Origin of the sequence: Streptomyces sp. NBC_00775 (genome assembly GCF_036347135.1) — a bacterium.
GTDB lineage: Bacteria > Actinomycetota > Actinomycetes > Streptomycetales > Streptomycetaceae > Streptomyces > Streptomyces lutosisoli.
The window spans coordinates 4,846,212-4,863,184 of sequence record NZ_CP108938.1 but is presented as its reverse complement, the minus strand read 5'-3'; the positions used below and the strand labels follow the sequence as shown (position 1 = coordinate 4,863,184).

Annotated in this window: 21 protein-coding genes and 1 pseudogene; 19 read left to right on the top strand and 3 right to left on the bottom strand. The window is 70.0% G+C overall.

What is annotated here, in order from left to right; all coding sequences use genetic code 11:
* Positions 1–51 precede the first annotated feature (51 nt).
* The 19 genes from OIC96_RS21590 (at position 52) to OIC96_RS21500 (ending at position 13,734) form a co-directional block, all read left to right on the top strand.
* On the top strand, positions 52–720 hold the full coding sequence (locus tag OIC96_RS21590; RefSeq protein WP_330306260.1) for a hypothetical protein: 669 nt from the start codon (positions 52–54) through the stop codon (positions 718–720).
* A 67-nt stretch (positions 721–787) separates the two neighbouring features.
* Positions 788–2,344 carry a DNA cytosine methyltransferase gene (locus tag OIC96_RS21585; protein ID WP_330306261.1) on the top strand — a complete coding sequence of 519 codons (1,557 nt, stop codon included), beginning with the start codon at positions 788–790 and terminating at the stop codon, positions 2,342–2,344.
* Entirely contained in the window at positions 2,341–2,778 is a 438-nt protein-coding gene (locus OIC96_RS21580; protein WP_330306262.1) for a hypothetical protein, read from the top strand. The genes OIC96_RS21585 and OIC96_RS21580 overlap by 4 nt, the downstream gene beginning before the upstream one ends.
* Before the next feature lie 55 nt (positions 2,779–2,833).
* Positions 2,834–3,343, top strand: a complete 510-nt coding sequence (locus tag OIC96_RS21575) for a hypothetical protein (RefSeq protein ID WP_330306263.1) — start codon at positions 2,834–2,836, stop codon at positions 3,341–3,343.
* A complete protein-coding gene (locus tag OIC96_RS21570; RefSeq protein ID WP_330306264.1) occupies positions 3,340–3,519 on the top strand; it encodes a hypothetical protein in 180 nt (59 codons plus the stop codon). The genes OIC96_RS21575 and OIC96_RS21570 overlap by 4 nt, the downstream gene beginning before the upstream one ends.
* A 25-nt stretch (positions 3,520–3,544) precedes the next feature.
* On the top strand, positions 3,545–4,087 hold the full coding sequence (locus OIC96_RS21565) for a hypothetical protein (RefSeq protein WP_330306265.1): 543 nt from the start codon (positions 3,545–3,547) through the stop codon (positions 4,085–4,087).
* A gap of 90 nt (positions 4,088–4,177) precedes the next feature.
* Positions 4,178–4,636, top strand: coding sequence for a hypothetical protein (locus OIC96_RS21560; protein WP_330306266.1), 459 nt, complete (start codon positions 4,178–4,180; stop codon positions 4,634–4,636).
* Between the two features lie 78 nt (positions 4,637–4,714).
* A complete protein-coding gene (locus OIC96_RS21555) occupies positions 4,715–5,392 on the top strand; it encodes a hypothetical protein (RefSeq protein WP_330306267.1) in 678 nt (225 codons plus the stop codon).
* 273 nt (positions 5,393–5,665) lie between these two features.
* Positions 5,666–5,947 carry a hypothetical protein gene (locus tag OIC96_RS21550; RefSeq protein WP_330306268.1) on the top strand — a complete coding sequence of 94 codons (282 nt, stop codon included), beginning with the start codon at positions 5,666–5,668 and terminating at the stop codon, positions 5,945–5,947.
* Between the two features lie 80 nt (positions 5,948–6,027).
* Positions 6,028–6,399 (top strand): hypothetical protein, encoded by a 372-nt coding sequence (locus OIC96_RS21545; RefSeq protein ID WP_330306269.1) that lies wholly within the window; start codon positions 6,028–6,030, stop codon positions 6,397–6,399.
* A gap of 58 nt (positions 6,400–6,457) precedes the next feature.
* Positions 6,458–6,847 carry a hypothetical protein gene (locus OIC96_RS21540; protein WP_330306270.1) on the top strand — a complete coding sequence of 130 codons (390 nt, stop codon included), beginning with the start codon at positions 6,458–6,460 and terminating at the stop codon, positions 6,845–6,847.
* A 61-nt stretch (positions 6,848–6,908) separates the two neighbouring features.
* A complete protein-coding gene (locus OIC96_RS21535; RefSeq protein WP_330306271.1) occupies positions 6,909–8,003 on the top strand; it encodes a PP2C family protein-serine/threonine phosphatase in 1,095 nt (364 codons plus the stop codon).
* Positions 8,004–8,093: 90 nt separating this feature from the next.
* Positions 8,094–8,666, top strand: coding sequence for a hypothetical protein (locus OIC96_RS21530; RefSeq protein ID WP_330306272.1), 573 nt, complete (start codon positions 8,094–8,096; stop codon positions 8,664–8,666).
* Positions 8,667–8,737: 71 nt separating this feature from the next.
* Positions 8,738–9,709 (top strand): hypothetical protein, encoded by a 972-nt coding sequence (locus OIC96_RS21525; RefSeq protein ID WP_330306273.1) that lies wholly within the window; start codon positions 8,738–8,740, stop codon positions 9,707–9,709.
* A 94-nt stretch (positions 9,710–9,803) separates the two neighbouring features.
* Entirely contained in the window at positions 9,804–10,904 is a 1,101-nt protein-coding gene (locus tag OIC96_RS21520) for an N-6 DNA methylase (protein ID WP_330306274.1), read from the top strand.
* A 152-nt stretch (positions 10,905–11,056) separates the two neighbouring features.
* The gene (locus tag OIC96_RS21515) at positions 11,057–11,377 is read left to right on the top strand and encodes a hypothetical protein (RefSeq protein ID WP_330306275.1); all 321 of its coding nucleotides are present in this window, start codon (positions 11,057–11,059) and stop codon (positions 11,375–11,377) included.
* Positions 11,378–11,444: 67 nt separating this feature from the next.
* Entirely contained in the window at positions 11,445–12,071 is a 627-nt protein-coding gene (locus tag OIC96_RS21510) for a hypothetical protein (RefSeq protein ID WP_330306276.1), read from the top strand.
* 87 nt (positions 12,072–12,158) lie between these two features.
* A complete protein-coding gene (locus OIC96_RS21505) occupies positions 12,159–12,455 on the top strand; it encodes a hypothetical protein (RefSeq protein ID WP_330306277.1) in 297 nt (98 codons plus the stop codon).
* Positions 12,456–12,570: 115 nt separating this feature from the next.
* Positions 12,571–13,734 (top strand): pentapeptide repeat-containing protein, encoded by a 1,164-nt coding sequence (locus OIC96_RS21500; protein WP_330306278.1) that lies wholly within the window; start codon positions 12,571–12,573, stop codon positions 13,732–13,734.
* Positions 13,735–13,799: 65 nt separating this feature from the next.
* Here OIC96_RS21500 and OIC96_RS49895 read toward each other — a convergent pair.
* The 3 genes and pseudogenes from OIC96_RS49895 to OIC96_RS21490 all read right to left on the bottom strand — a co-directional run.
* A pseudogene (locus OIC96_RS49895) lies at positions 13,800–13,937 on the bottom strand (IS630 family transposase); the annotation flags it as partial.
* A 1,040-nt stretch (positions 13,938–14,977) separates the two neighbouring features.
* Positions 14,978–15,367 (bottom strand): hypothetical protein, encoded by a 390-nt coding sequence (locus tag OIC96_RS21495; RefSeq protein WP_330306279.1) that lies wholly within the window; start codon positions 15,365–15,367, stop codon positions 14,978–14,980.
* An 83-nt stretch (positions 15,368–15,450) separates the two neighbouring features.
* Positions 15,451–16,455, bottom strand: coding sequence for a DUF3800 domain-containing protein (locus tag OIC96_RS21490; protein WP_330306280.1), 1,005 nt, complete (start codon positions 16,453–16,455; stop codon positions 15,451–15,453).
* Positions 16,456–16,973: the final 518 nt, after the last annotated feature.

Sequence of the window (16,973 nt, the reverse complement as noted above, 5' to 3'; positions counted from 1 at the left end):
CCAAAATGTGCCACAACTCTGTACCGTACGACCCACCTCTTGGAGATCACGTTGAAACTCGCACCCCTTCCTGATCACGGCCGCGTCGGCCGCCCCGAGTGGCAGGCCCTGTGGATGCAGTACGAGGCGGTCACCACGCCGCTCCGCGCGGCCGGACTCGTCTGCGACATCGAGGGCGACGGCCAGACCGTCATCTACGCTGCCCTGCCCGACGGCACGCACCTGGTCATCGCCGACCACGATGCGCTGCCCGACCGCCTGGAGCAGGTCACCGGCTGGTACGTGAGACGCGGCCACCACGACAACCCGAACTACGACGCCCTCGTCTTCGACTCGACCGAGGGCGGCGAGCACGAAAAGCACGGCGCCGACATCGTCACGATGCTCGCCGCGATCGCCCTGTACCTGAAGTCCCTGACCGACGCGGACACCCAGTCGGCCGGGACCAAGCTCGGCGAGCTGCTGCTGGCGACCGCGCAGCGGTTCGCCGTCAGCTTCGTCGGCGTCGACTCCCAGCACGCCGGCCGCAGCCAGGTCATCACCGGCCCCTTCGACAGCCATGCGGAAGCGGTCAAGGAGTACGGCTGGCAGACCCACCTCCTCAAGGAGGGCGGCTGGCAGATGGTCCACGAACAGGGCGGCACCGACTGGCCCCTGACGGTCTGGCAGCGCCGCGACGTGCTGCAGGTCGTCTTCGTCAGCCGCCAGCCCCTCCTCTGACCCCCACCCGATAAGGCCCGGCCCCGCACCGCGGGGCCGGGCGCTCGACCTCTTGGAGAACACCTTGTTGGCCACTCTTCCCCGCAGCCTTGAGCTGACGTTCAACGACCTGCTCGCCGGGGCCGGCGGATCCTCCTCCGGCCTGGTGGAGGCCGGTTGGCGCGGCAAGCTCGCCATGAACCACTGGCAGACCGCGATGGACTCCCACGCTGCCAACCACCCCACCATCGAGCACCTGACCGCCGACGTCACCGGCTACCCGATGCGGTTCCTGCCGCGAGCCCTGCTGCTGTGGGCGTCGATCATCTGCACCGAGGTCAGCCCGGCCGGCGGCCGCGTTCACCCGACCGATCAGCTCGACCTGTTCGAGGTCCTCGACCAGCTCGGCGACGACGACGATGCCGAGTCGTGGAAGGCCCTGACACCGGAGGCGTTCGAACGCACCCGGGCGACCGCCTGGTGCGTGGTGCGGGCCTGCGAGGCCAAGCGGTTCCCGTACGTGGTGATCGAGAACGTCGTCGAATTCGCCCTGTTCTGGGTCCTCTTCAAGACCTGGGTGAAGGCGATGACGGAGCTCGGCTACGAGCGGCCGCAGATCCTGTGCGTCACCTCCGCGCATATCGGCGACGACGACAACCTGCGTGCCCCGCAGTGGCGGGACCGCATCTACATCTGCTTCCGCCTCAAGGGCATGCCCAAGCCGGACTTGGAGCCCCGCCCGCAGGCGTTCTGCTTCGAGTGCGGCAAGGACGTCCGCGCGAAGAAGGCGTGGTTCGACCCCAGGGTCCGCATCGGCAAGTATCTGCGCGACTACAACTACCGCTGCCCTAGTAGGCGCTGCCGCAACGCCGTCGTCGAGCCGTACGTGCGTCCGGCTGCCTCCGTCATCAACTGGGATGACCTGGGCCAGCGCATCGGCGACCGCAAGAAGCCGCTGGCGGACACCACCATGGAGCGCATCCGCGCGGGCCTGGTCAAGTTCCCCCACACCCCGTACTCGGTCACCCTCAACCACGGCAAGGACGGCACTGACCGGGCCTATGCGGTGGCCGAGCGGCCGTTTTCCACCCGCACCATCAAGCAGGGCGACGCGCTGCTCGTGCCGACCGGCGGGAGCTGGAACACCGCCTGCAGCGACGTCGCCGACCCGATGCGCACCCGGATGACCCGCGAGAGCGAGGCCCTGGTCACCGTCGACCCCGGGCCGTTCGTGATCACCTACCGGCAGAACGCCAACCCGGCGCTGGCCACCGAGCCGGTCACCGCCGTCACCGCTCAGGGCAACCATCACGGCCTAGTCGTCCCTGGCGGACCGGTCCCGGCCGAGCTGCGCAACACGCTGGTCATCCCCTACCGCAAGGCCGCCGTCAAGACAGCCGCCGAGCCCGTTCACACCCTGTCCACCCACGACTCGGCGGCGCTCCTTCGCTCCGCGCCGGCGGTGGAGGACTGCTACTTCCGGATGCTCAAGCCCCGCGAGCAGCTGGAAGCCCAGCGGTTCCCTCGGTTCCCCCGCCGGTACATCGTCCTCGGCACCCAGGCCGAGCAGACGATGCAGGCCGGGAACGCGGTGTCGGTCAACGTCGCCCGGCACATCGGCGAGTGCATCAAGGCGGTCCTGTGACTGGCGGGTGGGCCCTTCACGCGCCCTGTCGCGGCCGGGACGGCTTCACCGTCACCGAGGACGACTGGAACACCGGAGCCGACCTCAAGCGCCTGCTCGGGTACCAGCTCGCCACGTGCGGGCCGTGCCCGTTCCGCGCCGTGTGCATCGCCACCGTCAAACCGGCCCAGGCCAAGTTCGACGGCATCGCCGGCGGACGCCTGTGGTGCAACGGCGAAGTCATCGCCTCCCTCGACGACGTCAGCGAGGAGGAGCTGGCCGAGCCGAAGCTGCGCGCCTCCTGCGGCACCGAGGCCGGAGCCAAGGACCACACCCGCCATGGCGAACGCCCCTGCCTGTCCTGCCGCCAGGCCGCGCGCGAGATGACCGCGCGCCGCAAGGCCGAGAAGGCCAAGGAGCCCAAGCAGCTTCAGCTCGACTTCGCCACCACCTGACCGACCCGCCCGCCCCCAGTCCGGGGGCGGGCCCTTCCCCGCCCTTGGAGAGACCATGCCCCACCCCACCACCCCGCGCCCGCTGCGCCAGGCCCTGCAGCCGATGATCGCCGGTGTCGTCCTGGCCAGCGCCCACCCCGGCCTGGCCGCCGACAGCATCGAGGTCGACCACCTCGGCGTCGCCACCGGCGACGACCCGCTCGGCCTGCGCGTGTTCCTGTACCACCCCGGCGACGGCCTGTTCGAGCAGTGGGCGAAGGCCATCGGCGCCACCGAGTTCGGCGCCCCCCGGACCACCAGCCGCCCCGGCGAGCTGTCCCACACCATGACCGACCGTATCGGCGCGGCCCCCGTCGAAGTCAACTGCGTGAGCCTGCGCGGCGAATGGGTGTGGCGCACCGGCACCGGCAGCGGCGTCCACAAGCGGGACCGCGGCAAAGACGGGGCGGTGGCCGCCTGCGGCGGCCTGATCGTCGGCGTCGCCGACTCCGCCCACTGGGAGACGCCCGCCCTCCGCTGCCCCGGCTGCAGGAGCGTCGATACCGCCCCGGTGGGCGTGCGGTGATCCGCACCAAGGGCCGCGCCTGTACCGGCAAGCGCCGCCACGACACCCGCGAAGAGGCCGAGGACCACCGCGGCCGGCTGATCGCCAAAGGCGGCGTGCGCCTGACCACCTACCTGTGCCGCAACCGCGCCTGCGGCGGCTGGCACGTCGGCCACCTGCCCAAACCCCGCACCTGACCGACAACACCTCTTGGAGACATTCGTGAACCACATCACCGCCCTCGCCGCCCGCCTGGGAGAACGCGCCGCCGGATCGTGGCAGGAAGAAGCCGCCGTGTGGCTGCTGGCCTCGCAAGGCCACTGGCTGCCCGAGCTGGAGCGCACCCGACTGATCCACAACGACGGCGACGGCCAGTCCCGCATCGCCTGGCGGCTGGTGGCCTCCGCATGCCTGTCCGCCGGCGACGGCCAGCTGATCGGAACCCTGTCGGAGTGGCAGGTCCTGCGCCTGGCCTGCGTCCTGACCGGACGTCACGCCCTGTCCCTGGCCAACCTCGACTCGCTGGACGAGGCGAACAGACGCCTCGCCCTGCACGCGGTGGCGTGGGCGTCCGGCGGCCGCGCATGGGTCGCGAGCCTCGGCCTGCTCCCGCCCGAGCACGACGCGGACGCTCCCTCGGCCCGCGTGTGCTGCGAGGCCCACACCGGCGCGCACGTCACGACCGCCGAATGCCGACACCCGCACTACGCCGGTGTCGGCGGGCCCGAGCCGCAGGTCGGACACCCCTACCGCGTCACCGACTGACCGTTCCCCGATCCGGGCCGCGCCCGCGGTGACCATCCCCGCGGGCGCGGCCCCCACCACCCACCCCCTTCTTCAAGGAGCAGATCCATCGTGGACACCCCCCGTCGCGCCCAGCTGGTCATGGACGTCCTGCAGCACGCCGTCAACGGCGACCACGACCGGACGGTGCAGGTGATGGGCGAGATAGCCGCAGCCAGCACCGGTGAGCAGATGTACGGCGTGTGCTGCGCGTTCGCCGAGGCCGCACGCCAGACCCTCGTCCGCTTGTACGGGCACCCCAGCCCGGAGGGCCTGTGGGCGCTGGCCGCACCCGACCCGGCCGACGGCCCCCAGCACCCGGCGCACGCCTTCTCCCTGCGGTTCATCACTGCCTACGCCAACGGCGACATGCCGACCTGCCAGGCCCTGTACCTCGCGGCGGCCAGCGCCAGCGCCGACGACTTCGAGCACTCCGTAGTCGCGCTGGTCGGCGATGTCGCCCACCTGGCGTGCGTCGCCCTGCAGGAGCTGGCCGCCGACAGCGAGAAGCCCGCCCAGCACCCGCACTAACCCCCGAAGACCGGGCCGCGCCTGCGGTGACCACCCCTTGCGGGCGCGGCCCCACCAGCCCCGGAAGGAACACACCCCGTGCACCTGCAGACAGCCCTCGTCCTGGAGCCCGCCGCCGTGGCGGTGCCGACCGCGGGGCCCCCGCTGGTGATCGGCGTGGACTCGTCGCTGACGTGCACGGGCATCGCCGGTGACGGCTGGGCCGACGCGCTGCGCTGCAAGGGCAAGGGGCACCACCGGCTGCGGTGGCTGCGCGAGGAGGTCCGCGAGCGCACCCGCCTCGCGGACCTGGTGGTGATCGAAGGAGCGGCGTACGGGCGGGGCGGGCAGGCCGGGCATCACGAGCTGGCGGGCCTGTGGTGGATCCTCACCCAGGACCTGTGGGAGCGGCAGATTCCGTATGCGGTGGTCAACCCGCACTCGCGCACCATCTACGCCACGGGCAGCGCCAACCCGGCCAAGGACCACCCGAAGGAGAAGCGGGCCCGCATCGCCAAGGGCATGGTGCGCGACGCGGTCGCCGAGCGGTACGGCCTGGAGTGCGACGGGCCGGGCCGCTACGACAAGGCGGACGCGTTCATCCTCGCCGCGATGGGCCTGCACTGGGCGGGCTGGCCGCTGACGGTGGTGCCGGACTCGCACCGCCGGGCCCTTGACGCGGTGCCCTGGCCGGAGCGTAACCCTCGTCTGCAAGCCCCCGACCTGGGCAAACGTGGAGATTTTTCTTGCCCCACCCAAGAAAGGCAGATAGAATAAGAGGACAAGGCGGGGAAAGCCCCCCCCGGTCCATCGTCAAGGAGGCGTGCCATGGAGAGCGGGAACGGGAGTGAGGCCCGCGCTGGCGACGCCGAGTTCGAGGACTCGGCGTTCGGCAAGTGGCTGGCCGTCAGGGCCGCCGACGGAATCCGGGGTGCGTCCGGCTGCTAGTGCAGCGAGCGGTCCGGCCACCGGGCCCCCGATGTGTGCCACAACTTTCGACCGGTCCCGCAATGCTGGACGCCCTCGATCGACGACCTCTTGGAGAAGCCCGTGAATGCTCTGCTGAACCAGTTCGCCGCCTGTCTCGGCGAAGACGAAGACAGCGTCATCGCCACCATCGGCGACAGCCTCTACGTCCGCTACGCCAACGACCTGGCCGTCCTGAAGATCACCTGCCAGTGGCAGGAGGTTGGCGAGGCCAAGGTCACGTTCCAGCACATCCACCCCGACCACGGCCCGATCGACACGGCGAGCTTCACCCAGACCAGAACCCAGAAGTTCTCGGCTGCCCTGGAGCGACTGGAGGCGTACCGGAACATCTGGTTCGCGTGACCCCGCTTCACCGGCCGCCCACCCGCCCAGGTGGGCGGCCGGTGCTGTTCCCGCACGACCACGGCCTCTTGGAGGAAGCCATGAGCAGCACCCCTCGCACCGACCATCTCGCCGCCCCGTACACCCTCACCACCGGCCAGGTGGTCGAACGTCTCGCCGACGTCCTCGAGGGCCCGCACCTGCAGGCCCTGCTCGCCGAGCGTTTCGGCCTCACCGTCGACGCCGCTGGCCAGGCCGCGATCACCGTCGACCAGGTCCTGACCGCCACCTGGCGGGCGGCGGGCTACGGCCAGGCCTTGCACGCGTGGATCGCCTGCATGCCCGAGGTGCTCCTGAAGTGCCTCGTGGAGATGGCCGCCCGCGCCGAGCGGGATGAGTTCTCTACCGGCTTCGCGATGCACATCGGCCGCCAACTGTTCACCGAACTTGCGCTGCAGTTCCGCCCGTTCTGACTCGCCCCGGGGGCCGCCACCGCGGCGGCCCCCACCCCCCACCCGACTGGGAGAAGCCATGAGCAAGACCATTCGCGGCGTCCGCCTCGACCCCGACGGCACCCTCACCGACATACAGCTGCCTGCCGCCACCGGCCTGGTGGAGGCGCTGCGCAAGCAGGTCGACGGCTGGGTCGAGATCGCCCACTACGCCCGCCCCGAGGGCAACCGCCGCCTGGCGGTGGCCGTCGACGCCGACGGTGCGCTCACCAAGCCGGAGAACCTGTACGCGACCTCGCTGGTCAATGCCCTCTACCTCACGCAGCTGCCGTACCCCCTGTACGGGCCAGTCGTCCTGCTGGGCGCCCTGGACGACTCCCGTCACCACACCGACATGCCCGAGCCGCTGCACGAGGTCCTGCCGCAGGTCATGGACGCCCTCAAGTCCCGCTACACCCCTTCCGTCTGACCGTCCGCCCACGGCCGTGCCCCACCGCGCGCCCGCCCCCCCCGCATCAGAAAGGACCACCGTGAACACCGAAGCCCTGTACGTCGAGCCAGGCGGCCACATCGAGGACTTCCCCCTGGCCGACGACGCCGATCGCCAGCACAGGGCGATCGCCGCCGAACTCGACGGCCCGGCCAGCGCCTGGCGGCTCGGCCGCCACCTGACCGTCCACGCCAACCCCAACGCACACCAGCGCCCCCGCAACCAGGTCGCGCTCAGCACCTGGCACGACCTCGCCGGCGGGCCCGGCCCGGACCTGCGCGGCCCCGTCATCGTCACCGGGGCGCCGGATGGCGACGGCCTGCTGCAGCCACTCCCGGCCGCGAGCGCCGAACTGGTCGCACACTGGGCGAGCCTGCAACGCGCGGCGAGCGTCGTCGACGGCGGCCCCGCGGTGTCCGCCGCCCAGGACATCGGCACCCGCGACCTGCAGTGCGACACGTACGCCGTACGCCGCGACAACGCCAGCGGCCGGTGGGCGTTCGTCGTCCTCGACGGCATCGGCGACGAGGCGGACGTGCAGGCCCACGTCCGCCGGTGGGCGCCCGCGCTGGCCCGCGAAGCCGCCCTCTCGGGCGACCCGGCCGACGCGATCGCCCAGATCCGCGCCCAGATCCTCGCCCGATCAGGGGCGCGGCGCTGGCACCCCATGGATCCGGGCGCGGTCGCAGTCGTCGCCGTCTACCACCACGGCGACCCCGCGCTGCGGCTGGCCTGGTCCGGCGACGCCCGCGCCTACCGGCTCTCCCACATCGCAGGTCTCCACCAGCTGACGAAGGACCACAACTACGCGCAGGAACTGCTGGACGCCGGCCGCACCCCCAAGGAGTGGGACCACAACTCGGTGACCGCCAACCTGGAAGAGGGCGAGGTCGGCAGCGCGCAGGTCGACGTGGACCTGGTCGCGCAGCTCATCCTCTGCTCCGACGGGGTGTACCACCCGCTGGAGACCCACGAGCCGGGCCTGCTGGAGGCAGCCGCCGAGCTCGCGCTGGACGCGAAGGACACCGCGGGGTCGCTGGTGGCCGAGGCCCTGGCCGTGGGCCGTTGCCACGACGAGAGCCGCGACAACGCGACCGCGCTCGTGGTCACCTTCCCCCGCCCCACCGCCTGCTGACACCCCCGGGCCGGGCGGCAGGACACCCCACCGCCCGGCTCCAACATGTGCCACAACTCTGGTTTGACCGCCGATCTCTTGGAGTCCCGCATGTCCACCCTCGACCCGCCCAACAGCCGCTGGCTCGTCGTCTTCAATGACGAGCCGTACGCGATGCGCATCGTGGCCGTCGAGCCCGCCAACGGCGACGCCTTCGACGAGCAGCGCAGCGACCCGTACGTCAGCTGCCTGTCCGCGTACGAGGTGGAAGCCGCCTCCAGCGAGGAGGCCCGGCGCACCGCCCGGCAGCTGCACGACGTCGACCGCATCCGCAGCGTCCGCGCCCGCCGCCGCGCCTGCCGTGCCCAGCGCCGCCCCGCCCCGCACGGCCGCCAGGTCTTCGCAGTTGCCGGGCAGTCCCTCGCCCGCGCAGCGCAGGACCTGGACCTGCCCCGCCGGTCCGTCCGCTACGCCGACGCCATCGCCACGGCCGCGCTGCGCGCCGGATTCCAGCACCGGGCCTCGCGGCAGAGCGAGCTGACGTTCGAGCAGTACGCCGACCAGATCCCGGCCACCGCCGCGGCGACCCTCTACCGGTACGCCGCGCTGGCGGTCGCAGGGAGAACCCAGGAGGCCGTGGCGACGCTCGTCAACGCGCTCGCCACCGCCACCTCCGACCTCTGACCCCCGCCCCCACCACCGGGCCGGGCCCCGCACCCGCGGGACCCGGCCCCTTCCCCGCCGAAAGGAAACCCGTGATCGACACCCGGGTCTGGATCGACCACACGTTCGGCCCCTTCGAAGCCAAGTACGACCCCACCAACGATTGGAACCGCTGGCTCCGCCCGTACTTCACCCTCGACAGCGTCCGCAAGATCGCCGCCCGCACGCAGGACGTGGCTGAGGAGTGCGGCTACGACAGCGTCGACACCGTCCACGTCATTGACGGCGGCACCGACCAGGGAGAGCCCCGCGTCGTCGTCCTCCTCGTCCGCTGGCAGCACTTCGACGCAGGCGCCGAGTCGGCCACGTCGATCATCCAGCCCGACGCCGAGGGCCTGTATGGCATCGGCGGTGGCGAGTGGACCTGGCAGGAGGCCCCCGACGCCCCGGCCGCGCCAGACACCTTCCACGGCGACGGAAGGGAACCCGCCGTGAACGGCACCGACCGGCAGTGGCTCGCCGACGCCGAAGGCGCCTACGCCCGCCGCCAGGAAGCCTCCGTTGCCCACAAGACCCTGGCCGCCGTCGACCAGGCCCACCGCATCAACCGCGCTCTCGACGGGCTCGGCATCACCCCGGTAGTGACCGCCGTCGTTCCGGCCGGCCGCAAGACCCTCACCCCGGCCCTGCTCGTGGAGGCAGACCCCGAAGAGGAGCTGTACTCGGTCTACGCCGACTGGGACGAGACCGAAGGCAGGGTCCGCCTCGCCCTCGGCCACTACTGGGGCGACCGCGAGTACTTCGGCCAGCGCCCCGGCCGCCTGCTGACCGCCGTGGACGACGTGGTGGAAGCCCGCCGCGAAGGCCCGACCCCAGAGCCCGAACCCAAGTCCAGCGGGCCGAGCACGGGGGATCTGCGGAAGATCGCCGAGGACGCCGCCAGGAACATCCCCAGCGACGTCACGTCCCACGACGCCGGCGAGATCACCCAGCTGCTCAGCGGCCTGGCCGCCGCCGTCCTCTGCCTCGCCGACACCGTGACCCGCGCGAGCGACCGCCCCTGACCCCACACCAACCCGCCTGTAGCGCCCCGCCGCCCCGGCCGAACCCGGCCCGGGTGGCGGGGCGCCGCCATACCCACACCTCAAGGAGCAACCGATGGACCAGCTGGACCTGTTCGCCGAGGAGATCCCGAAGACCTTCACCGCCCGCCGCACCCCGCCCCGCCCGGCGCCCGCGCCTCGCCCGGCGCCCGCGCCCGAACCCCGCCCGGTCGTGGCGGCCGACGATGAGCCCGACAGCCTGTTCGCCGACCCACGCCCCGAGCTGCCGTCCGTGCAGACCTCCATCCCCGCGCCGCGCCGCATAGCGCCGCTGCTGATCGGCAACCCGCGCGACGCCGGGCAGCGCCTCGGCGAGGCCGTCGCCGACACCTGGCACGCCTCCAACTGGGGCGGCTACCGCATCGACATCCCCGTCAGCATCATCGGCGGCCTGGCCCTGTTCCCCATCAAGGGCCACACCGAGGACGTCACCCGCATCATCAGCAACTCGACCGACTGGGAGCTCCTGCAGGGCTACCGCGAGATCTATGCGCACGCCTGGGCCCACCGGCCCGACCTGGGCGCTCGCATGGCCCCGCTGATGGGCTGGCTCACCGAGGACGGCGTGGAGGAGAAGGCCTACGCGGTGCGCCGGGTGACCGAGACGGCGCTGCGCTACGGCATCCTGCAGCTGACCGGGGACCCCGACCCCTACAACCGTTCCGACACCGACGTGATGTCGTGGACGATCACCTCGCTCCGCTCGCACGGCGCCAAGCAGGGCCTCGGCGAGTACCACACGCCGCCGGAGCTCTGCGACCTGATGGCCAGGATGCTCCTCGGCGACGAGCTGCCCGAGAAGGGTTGGCGGTTCCACGAGCCCGCTGGCGGCACGGGCGGCATGTTCCGCGCCGCCGCCCAGCATCTGCGCGAACTGCAGGCGGACCCCGCCGACTACGCGTGGGCATTGAACGAACTCGAACCGCTCGCGGCGGCCGGCGCGGCCGTCAACGCGATCGTGTGGGGCCTGGGCCCCAACGTCGTCATCGCCTGCGGCGACACCCTCGCCGACGGCGGCCTGTCGGACCGGACCGCGCGAGAGCGCAAGCACCTGTTCGAGGAGCGGGACCAGATCCTCGGCTACATCGCGGCGGTCGACGCGGCCCAGGAAGCGTTCGCGCTCGTCGACCGGCTGACCGGCGCACAGGCCGTCTGACCTGGGGTTATCCCGGAAGAATTCTTGCCCCAAACCCTCTTGACACATAAAATAAGAGGATGAGGGGGATCGGCCCTCCCCTCCTGACCTACCGGCCCCGCCCACCAGGGCGGGGCCTTCGCACAGCACCACCCGACCCCTTGGAGACCCCCATGCAGCTCTCAGCCCCGACCCTCGACCTCCGGTTCGACCTCCCGGACCTCGAAGCCGCCGCCCGCAAGTGGGCAGACCGCACCCGCCAGCTCGCCATCCACTCGACGTGCGACGAACAGGATGCAGCCCTCAGAGTCGTCGCCTTCCAGCTCAACACCGCCCGTCGCCTCCTCGGCCGCGGCGACGCCGACAAGGCCCGCGACGCCCTCAGCATCGCCAGCAACTACGCCTGCAGCGAGGAAGCCAACACCCCCCAGCTCGCCGGCGTGACCCAGCTCGTCCAGGCCACCCGCACCCTCCTGGACAGCCTCCCGGCCTGACCCCCAGCAGCCCCGCCCCACCCGGCCGGGGCCCCAACCAGCACCAACCGACCTCTTGGAGAACCCAGTGCAGCTCGCACCCTCAGCCCTCCATGCCACCGCCGAAACCCTCGGCGGCTACCTCGGCTGGACGCTCAACGAACTCATCATCGACGACATCGTCAGCCTCGACGGCCCCCGCGACTGTCAGATCGGGATGCGCCTCCTCGGTAATGGCAGCAACATCCAGCTGTGGGCCACCGGCGGCACCGAGCCCGCCGACCACGAGCCCATCGAGGGCATCGCCCCCCTGCCGCACGGCGACCGCTGGCACACCTGGGTCCACATCGGCCGCCTCGAAGCCGACAGGGACCCCGCGACCGTCCTCTACAACGCGATCACCGACCGCCTGCTGCCCGCCTTCGACACCAAGCCGCTGTACGTCGGCCACCGGCCGTGGGAAGAGGCCTTCGACAGCGCACTGTCCGAAGTGTTGAACGAGTCTGCCCCTGTCCCCGAGGCAGCGCCCGAGCCGCAGGCCCCGACCGAGCCCGCTCCGGAGCCGCAGGCCCCCGCCGAGCCCGCCGCGAAGGCCATCCCGATGCGGACCCGCCGCACCAAGCCCGCCGCAGCCAAGGCCGACACCCCCGCCGCCGACGCCGAGCCCAAGCCGCGCCCCGCGCGCAAGCGCGCCAGCAAGCCCGCCACCTCCTGACCCCACACCCACGCCGGGCCGCCCACCCCAGTGGTGGGCGGCCCTACCCAAACCCCGAGCAGCAACCAGGAAGGAATACACCGCCCCATGGCCACGAGCTTCTACGACCAGCCCGAGCGGCACCCCCACACTCCCCACGCCGTCGCGTGTGCCGCCCTTGAGTTCCTAGGGGACCAGTGGGGAGCCCTGCCCGGCCCCTGGGGAACGACCGGTCATCTGCACAGCGGCGACCACATCCCGTTCACGGTCGGTGTCTGCGAGGCCGGAGACCTCTACATCCGCAACGACGCCCAGGGCGACAGCCTCCACCTGCCGTTCACCTCCACCGACGACCTCACCGCGATCGGCCAGGCCATCGCCGAGGTCATCGGCGACCTGTACTGACCGCCCCTCCCGGCCCGGCGGCACCCCCGCCAAGCCCGCCACCTCCTGACCCCGCACCCCGCCGGGCCGCCCACCCCACCAGGTGGGCGGCCCGACCCACACCGCGAGGACACCTATGGCCACCGAGCCCAACACCGACTCGGGCAACCCATTGACCTACGACGAAGAACTGCACTCCGCCGCTTATCGACTGCTGACCAGCCTGAACCTGTTCACCAGGGACAGGGAGACGCCGCCCCTATCGGCCCCATCAGTCCAAGGTGTTGTTCCCAGAACCCTTGCATGGTGGAAGGGGTCAAACATGTCCAACACCGATGACGTCGCACCACACCAGCCCAGTTTGGAACGGCCACGGAGGATCGAGCTCCTCTCATTCGTCGTAACCGCCGTCGTGGCTCTGGGCGGCCTGGGGTATTCGGTGTACTCCATCAAGCAGGTGAACAACGAGCTGGGGATCAGCAAGGAAGGGCAGATTACCGACCGGTACACCGCAGCCGTCACGAACCTCGGTGATGACGCCATGGATGTACGGATGGGAGGTCTTTACGCTCTGCAGCGCATCATGGTGGACTCCACTCGCGACCACCCCACCATTGCCAACCTCCTGGCTGCCTACGTTCGTACACACGCCGACAAACCTCTGCCGAAGGGAAAGGAGGTCCCAGCCGACGTCCAAGCCGCGCTCACCGTGCTTGCCACACGCGACTCAAGTCATGACGAAGGCTTCCGGCCCGACCTCCACTCAGCACACCTATTCAGAGCAGACCTGATCGACGCACACCTGACATGGGCAAACCTGGCCGGCGTAGATCTACGCAACGCGAACCTGAGCGACGCGGATCTGCACAGCTCGGACCTGCGGCACGCGGACCTGCGCAACGCGGGCGTGGCCCGCACAGACCTGCATGATTCAGTCCTCAACGACGCGGACCTGACCCAAGCGAGCATGTATAGGGCGAATCTGTCCGACACGGATCTGACCGGCGCGGACCTGCGCGAGGCATTCCTGCTTAGCGCGAGCCTGCGCAACGCGGACCTGCATGACGCGAATCTCCGTAACGCTCACCTGTACGGCGCGGACCTGCATGGCGCGAATCTTCGTGGCGCTGACCTGTATGACGCGGACCTGCATGGCGCTGCACTGACTGGGGTGGAGGGGGTGACCGTGAAGCAGATTGTCTCCGCCCACGTCACCACGACGACGAAGCTCCCCCCAAGCCTCGCCAAAGACCCATCCGTACGAGCTCGGATTGCCGAAGTCGAACGTCTGGGCCTGTGAGCAGTCTCCGACCCCGTCTGCGATCAGTCGCCGTGTAGGACCCGTGTCGTCTGTCCGGTGTTCCTTCTGGGACTGACACGTAACCGCTTGGCGACCGCGGCATTGTCGTGCCCCAGGGCCAATAACTCGGCCGCCGGCACCCGGATGCGCTCACGAAACGCCCGTCGCTCCGAGGTCAGCCCGCCTCCCTGCGGATACCTCATATGACCGGCCTACCGTGGCAACCACCGCTTGTCAGCCACGACATCACGCCAACAAAGTCAGTAAGAGTCCAGTTCATCCGTATTTAGTCCCTTCTTCTCTGCCTGGTATGTGGAGATGGGATTCAGGGAGGCTGAGGCGGTTGCGAGCGTGCATCTCAGGCAGCACGGTCTGGTACGCGTGGGTCGGCATCCGCATCAGCCAGGACAGCTCAACCCACCCGTCCCACCAGATGCTCCAGGCGTGGAATTGCCGGTCGCCGACGATGGAGTCCAGGAACTCCGTGGTCTGCTTCAGGATTCACACCATGACCGGGGACGGTTTCTCGCCGGTCCGCTTCCAGCGGGCAACCCGCGGGGCGGTCCACGCGAGGGCGCGGGGCTTGGTGACCTTGGGCAGGGTGAGGAAGTGGACGTGCGTTCTTGGCGATCAGCTCATCCTTGGCGGCCGCGCTCGGCGTGGAGGAGAGGGTGGCCTTGATGCTGAGCCTCGTGGCTGGGCCGGTGAGCCGCTGCATCTTCTTGCGGACAGCGGTGGTGCCCGTCTCGGGCCTCCTTCCGCCCACGTGCCGCGCAGTCGGACTCGCTCAGACCTCTAGTCCCGTGGGGAGCGCGGAGCGTTGCGCTATGCCTGCGACGCAGCGTCGGCTTTCTCGAGCATCTCCGTGACGTGGGAGCACTGGCCAAGGCGCCGAGAAACGGCCCCAACAGAAAACAGCCCAGGGCGACCGTTGTCGCATGCCGTCAGCGTGACTCCTTGTGGGCACCGTAGGGCCGCTGTGGCTTTGTTCACGAGAACCGACAGCAGATATTCACGAGACCGGAAGGCAGTGGGTGGCGTTGCTGTTCGAACAGCATCTCGGCAGCGCCGTTCGCGGAGTAGGAAGGGCGAAACGGATGACTCGGTCACGGCACCAGGGCGGCCTAGATGACAAATTCCAAGGGATGCCTGCGGAGGGTGCGGGGTGGGCGGCGGCCGAAGCCACGGCGAGACGGTCAGGCGGCGGGCTGCCGGCCCTGGTTGTCGAAGTGGCAGCGGGCGGTCAGGCGTCAGGGTCGACTTCGGGGTGCGTGAACCGCGCGGGCTTGCCCAGCGACCGGGCGTAGGCGATTTCGGCTCGGGTGCTGTCTCCGATGTAGTCGCCGACTACGAGCACCTCATCCGCGAGCCGGATCTTCGCTCGGTGCAGATCGTCGAGTCGAACCTTCAGCGCCTCGGCGTCGGCAGGATCGGACCAAAGTTCGTGCGGCGACTTCATGTCACAGCCCGGTTTGACGACAATCCTTCCGGCTTTGGTCTCCCGCAGATCGGCCTCGTTCATCTCGGTCATGAAGCGGGTGGAGCCGCAGATCACGACGATACGCGGGAGGCTCAACAGCTTCTTCGCGTCGGCGAGCTTCTCCTCGGGGGTGAGCAGTTGCGGGTATGACACTGGTTCCTCCTGGTGGTGTGGTCCAAGGGCGACTCCGACTTCAGGGGAGCCTGTTCAGATCCTGCAGGCGCCCCTCGTCGCCATCATGTCTCTGAGCCCTCCACGGGAGCCGGCCATATGCCGCCGATGAGCCAGGGTCGGGCAACCGGCTCCAACTCGCGGGAGAACTGGTCCCCGCCGCCACCTGCCATCCACTTCGCCCACTGGCGTGTCGCGCCCGCAGCCCAGTCCGCCACCTGGAGCTGCGGGTGGTCCTTGCTGTCCGCGAACTCGATGGCGCCCATGAAGGGGTTCATGAACTCGCCCGGCCGTGCGGGGTCGGGGAGGAAGTGCACGGTGTGCAAGCGGGTGGTGTTGCGGTCGACTACTTTCGATGCGTCGTGCACCAGGCGGAACTTGCCCAGGGTCTGACCGAACGTGGTGGCGAGGCAGTACAAGCTTGGGATCGCCGGATCCAGCTCGTCCCGACGCCCCTGGGATGAGATCTCCGCTGCGGTCTCGTCAGCGACGGGTCGGCCGTATTCCAGGACCTCCACGTACTCGGTGAACTGCTCGCTTTGCACGGAGGCCTTGAGGGCGGCTATGGCCGCGTACAGCTCGTCGGTAGTGGCCTTCTGCCGGACCCAGTTCACGAACGCCTGGAGCATCCGGTCGTAGGCGTCCGCATCCCCCATGACCGGGCCGGCCAGGTGCAGCATGTTCGCCAGGGCGAGGGTCTCCTTCCCCTCATACAGGTTGTAGCCGTCCCGGTGCGCCATGGGTTCCACGATGACGTCGACCATCTTGGTCATCACCATGAATCGCTTGTGGACCAGATACGTCCGCACGCTCCCCTCGGGCAGGCGCGCGAAGGCGTTCATCAGCGCCTTCCGTCCGTCGCTGGAACCCGCCAACGACGTGTACTTCGGCTCGCGCAGATTGCGCGGGAGCTGCCCACGGACCTCGTCGACGATGGAGGCGGCGAGGTCGTCAGGCAGGTGAACTCCGGCCACCGTGAAGACAGGTTGGTGTGGGTCGAGGAGGTTCTGGCCCGAGTTGGCGGACTCGTCGACGTAAACGACGGGGTGCTCCATGGGTGAAGTGGACATGCATGGAGGATGCCCGCCAGCGTCGGGGCGGGCCAGCCGCAGTCGGCGATGGCACCCGCAGCGGTCGGCTATCCCCTCAACCGTCCAGCTGGTGAGCTGTGCGGAGGGCTCGGGAAACCCCGGCTCCGGAAGCCGCAGTTCCCACGCCTTATGGCACTTGCGGGACAGCCCTTTAAGTCGGCCAGTGAGATGGTCCGCCTCCCGGTACGTGCAAGTCAACACACCTGCTTAGTTCGATTTCTCCACGAAGCAGACGCCTCCCGGTCTCGTGAACAACTGCTGTCGGTTCTCGTGAACATAGCCAGCCGCTGTCACGCTGTCATCCGCCGCTCCGGCCTTCGATCGACACGCTCGGAGTCATAGACGCACAACGACGCGTGCACTACCGGCGCTCACGGTCAGCGCCGGTGCAACTGGCCCAATCCGGGGCCGGATGTCACAGCCAGCCGTTGTGCTTGAAGCTGCGGTGGAGGAGGAAGCAGGCGGTGGCGATCACCGCGAGGACGAGGGGGTAGCCG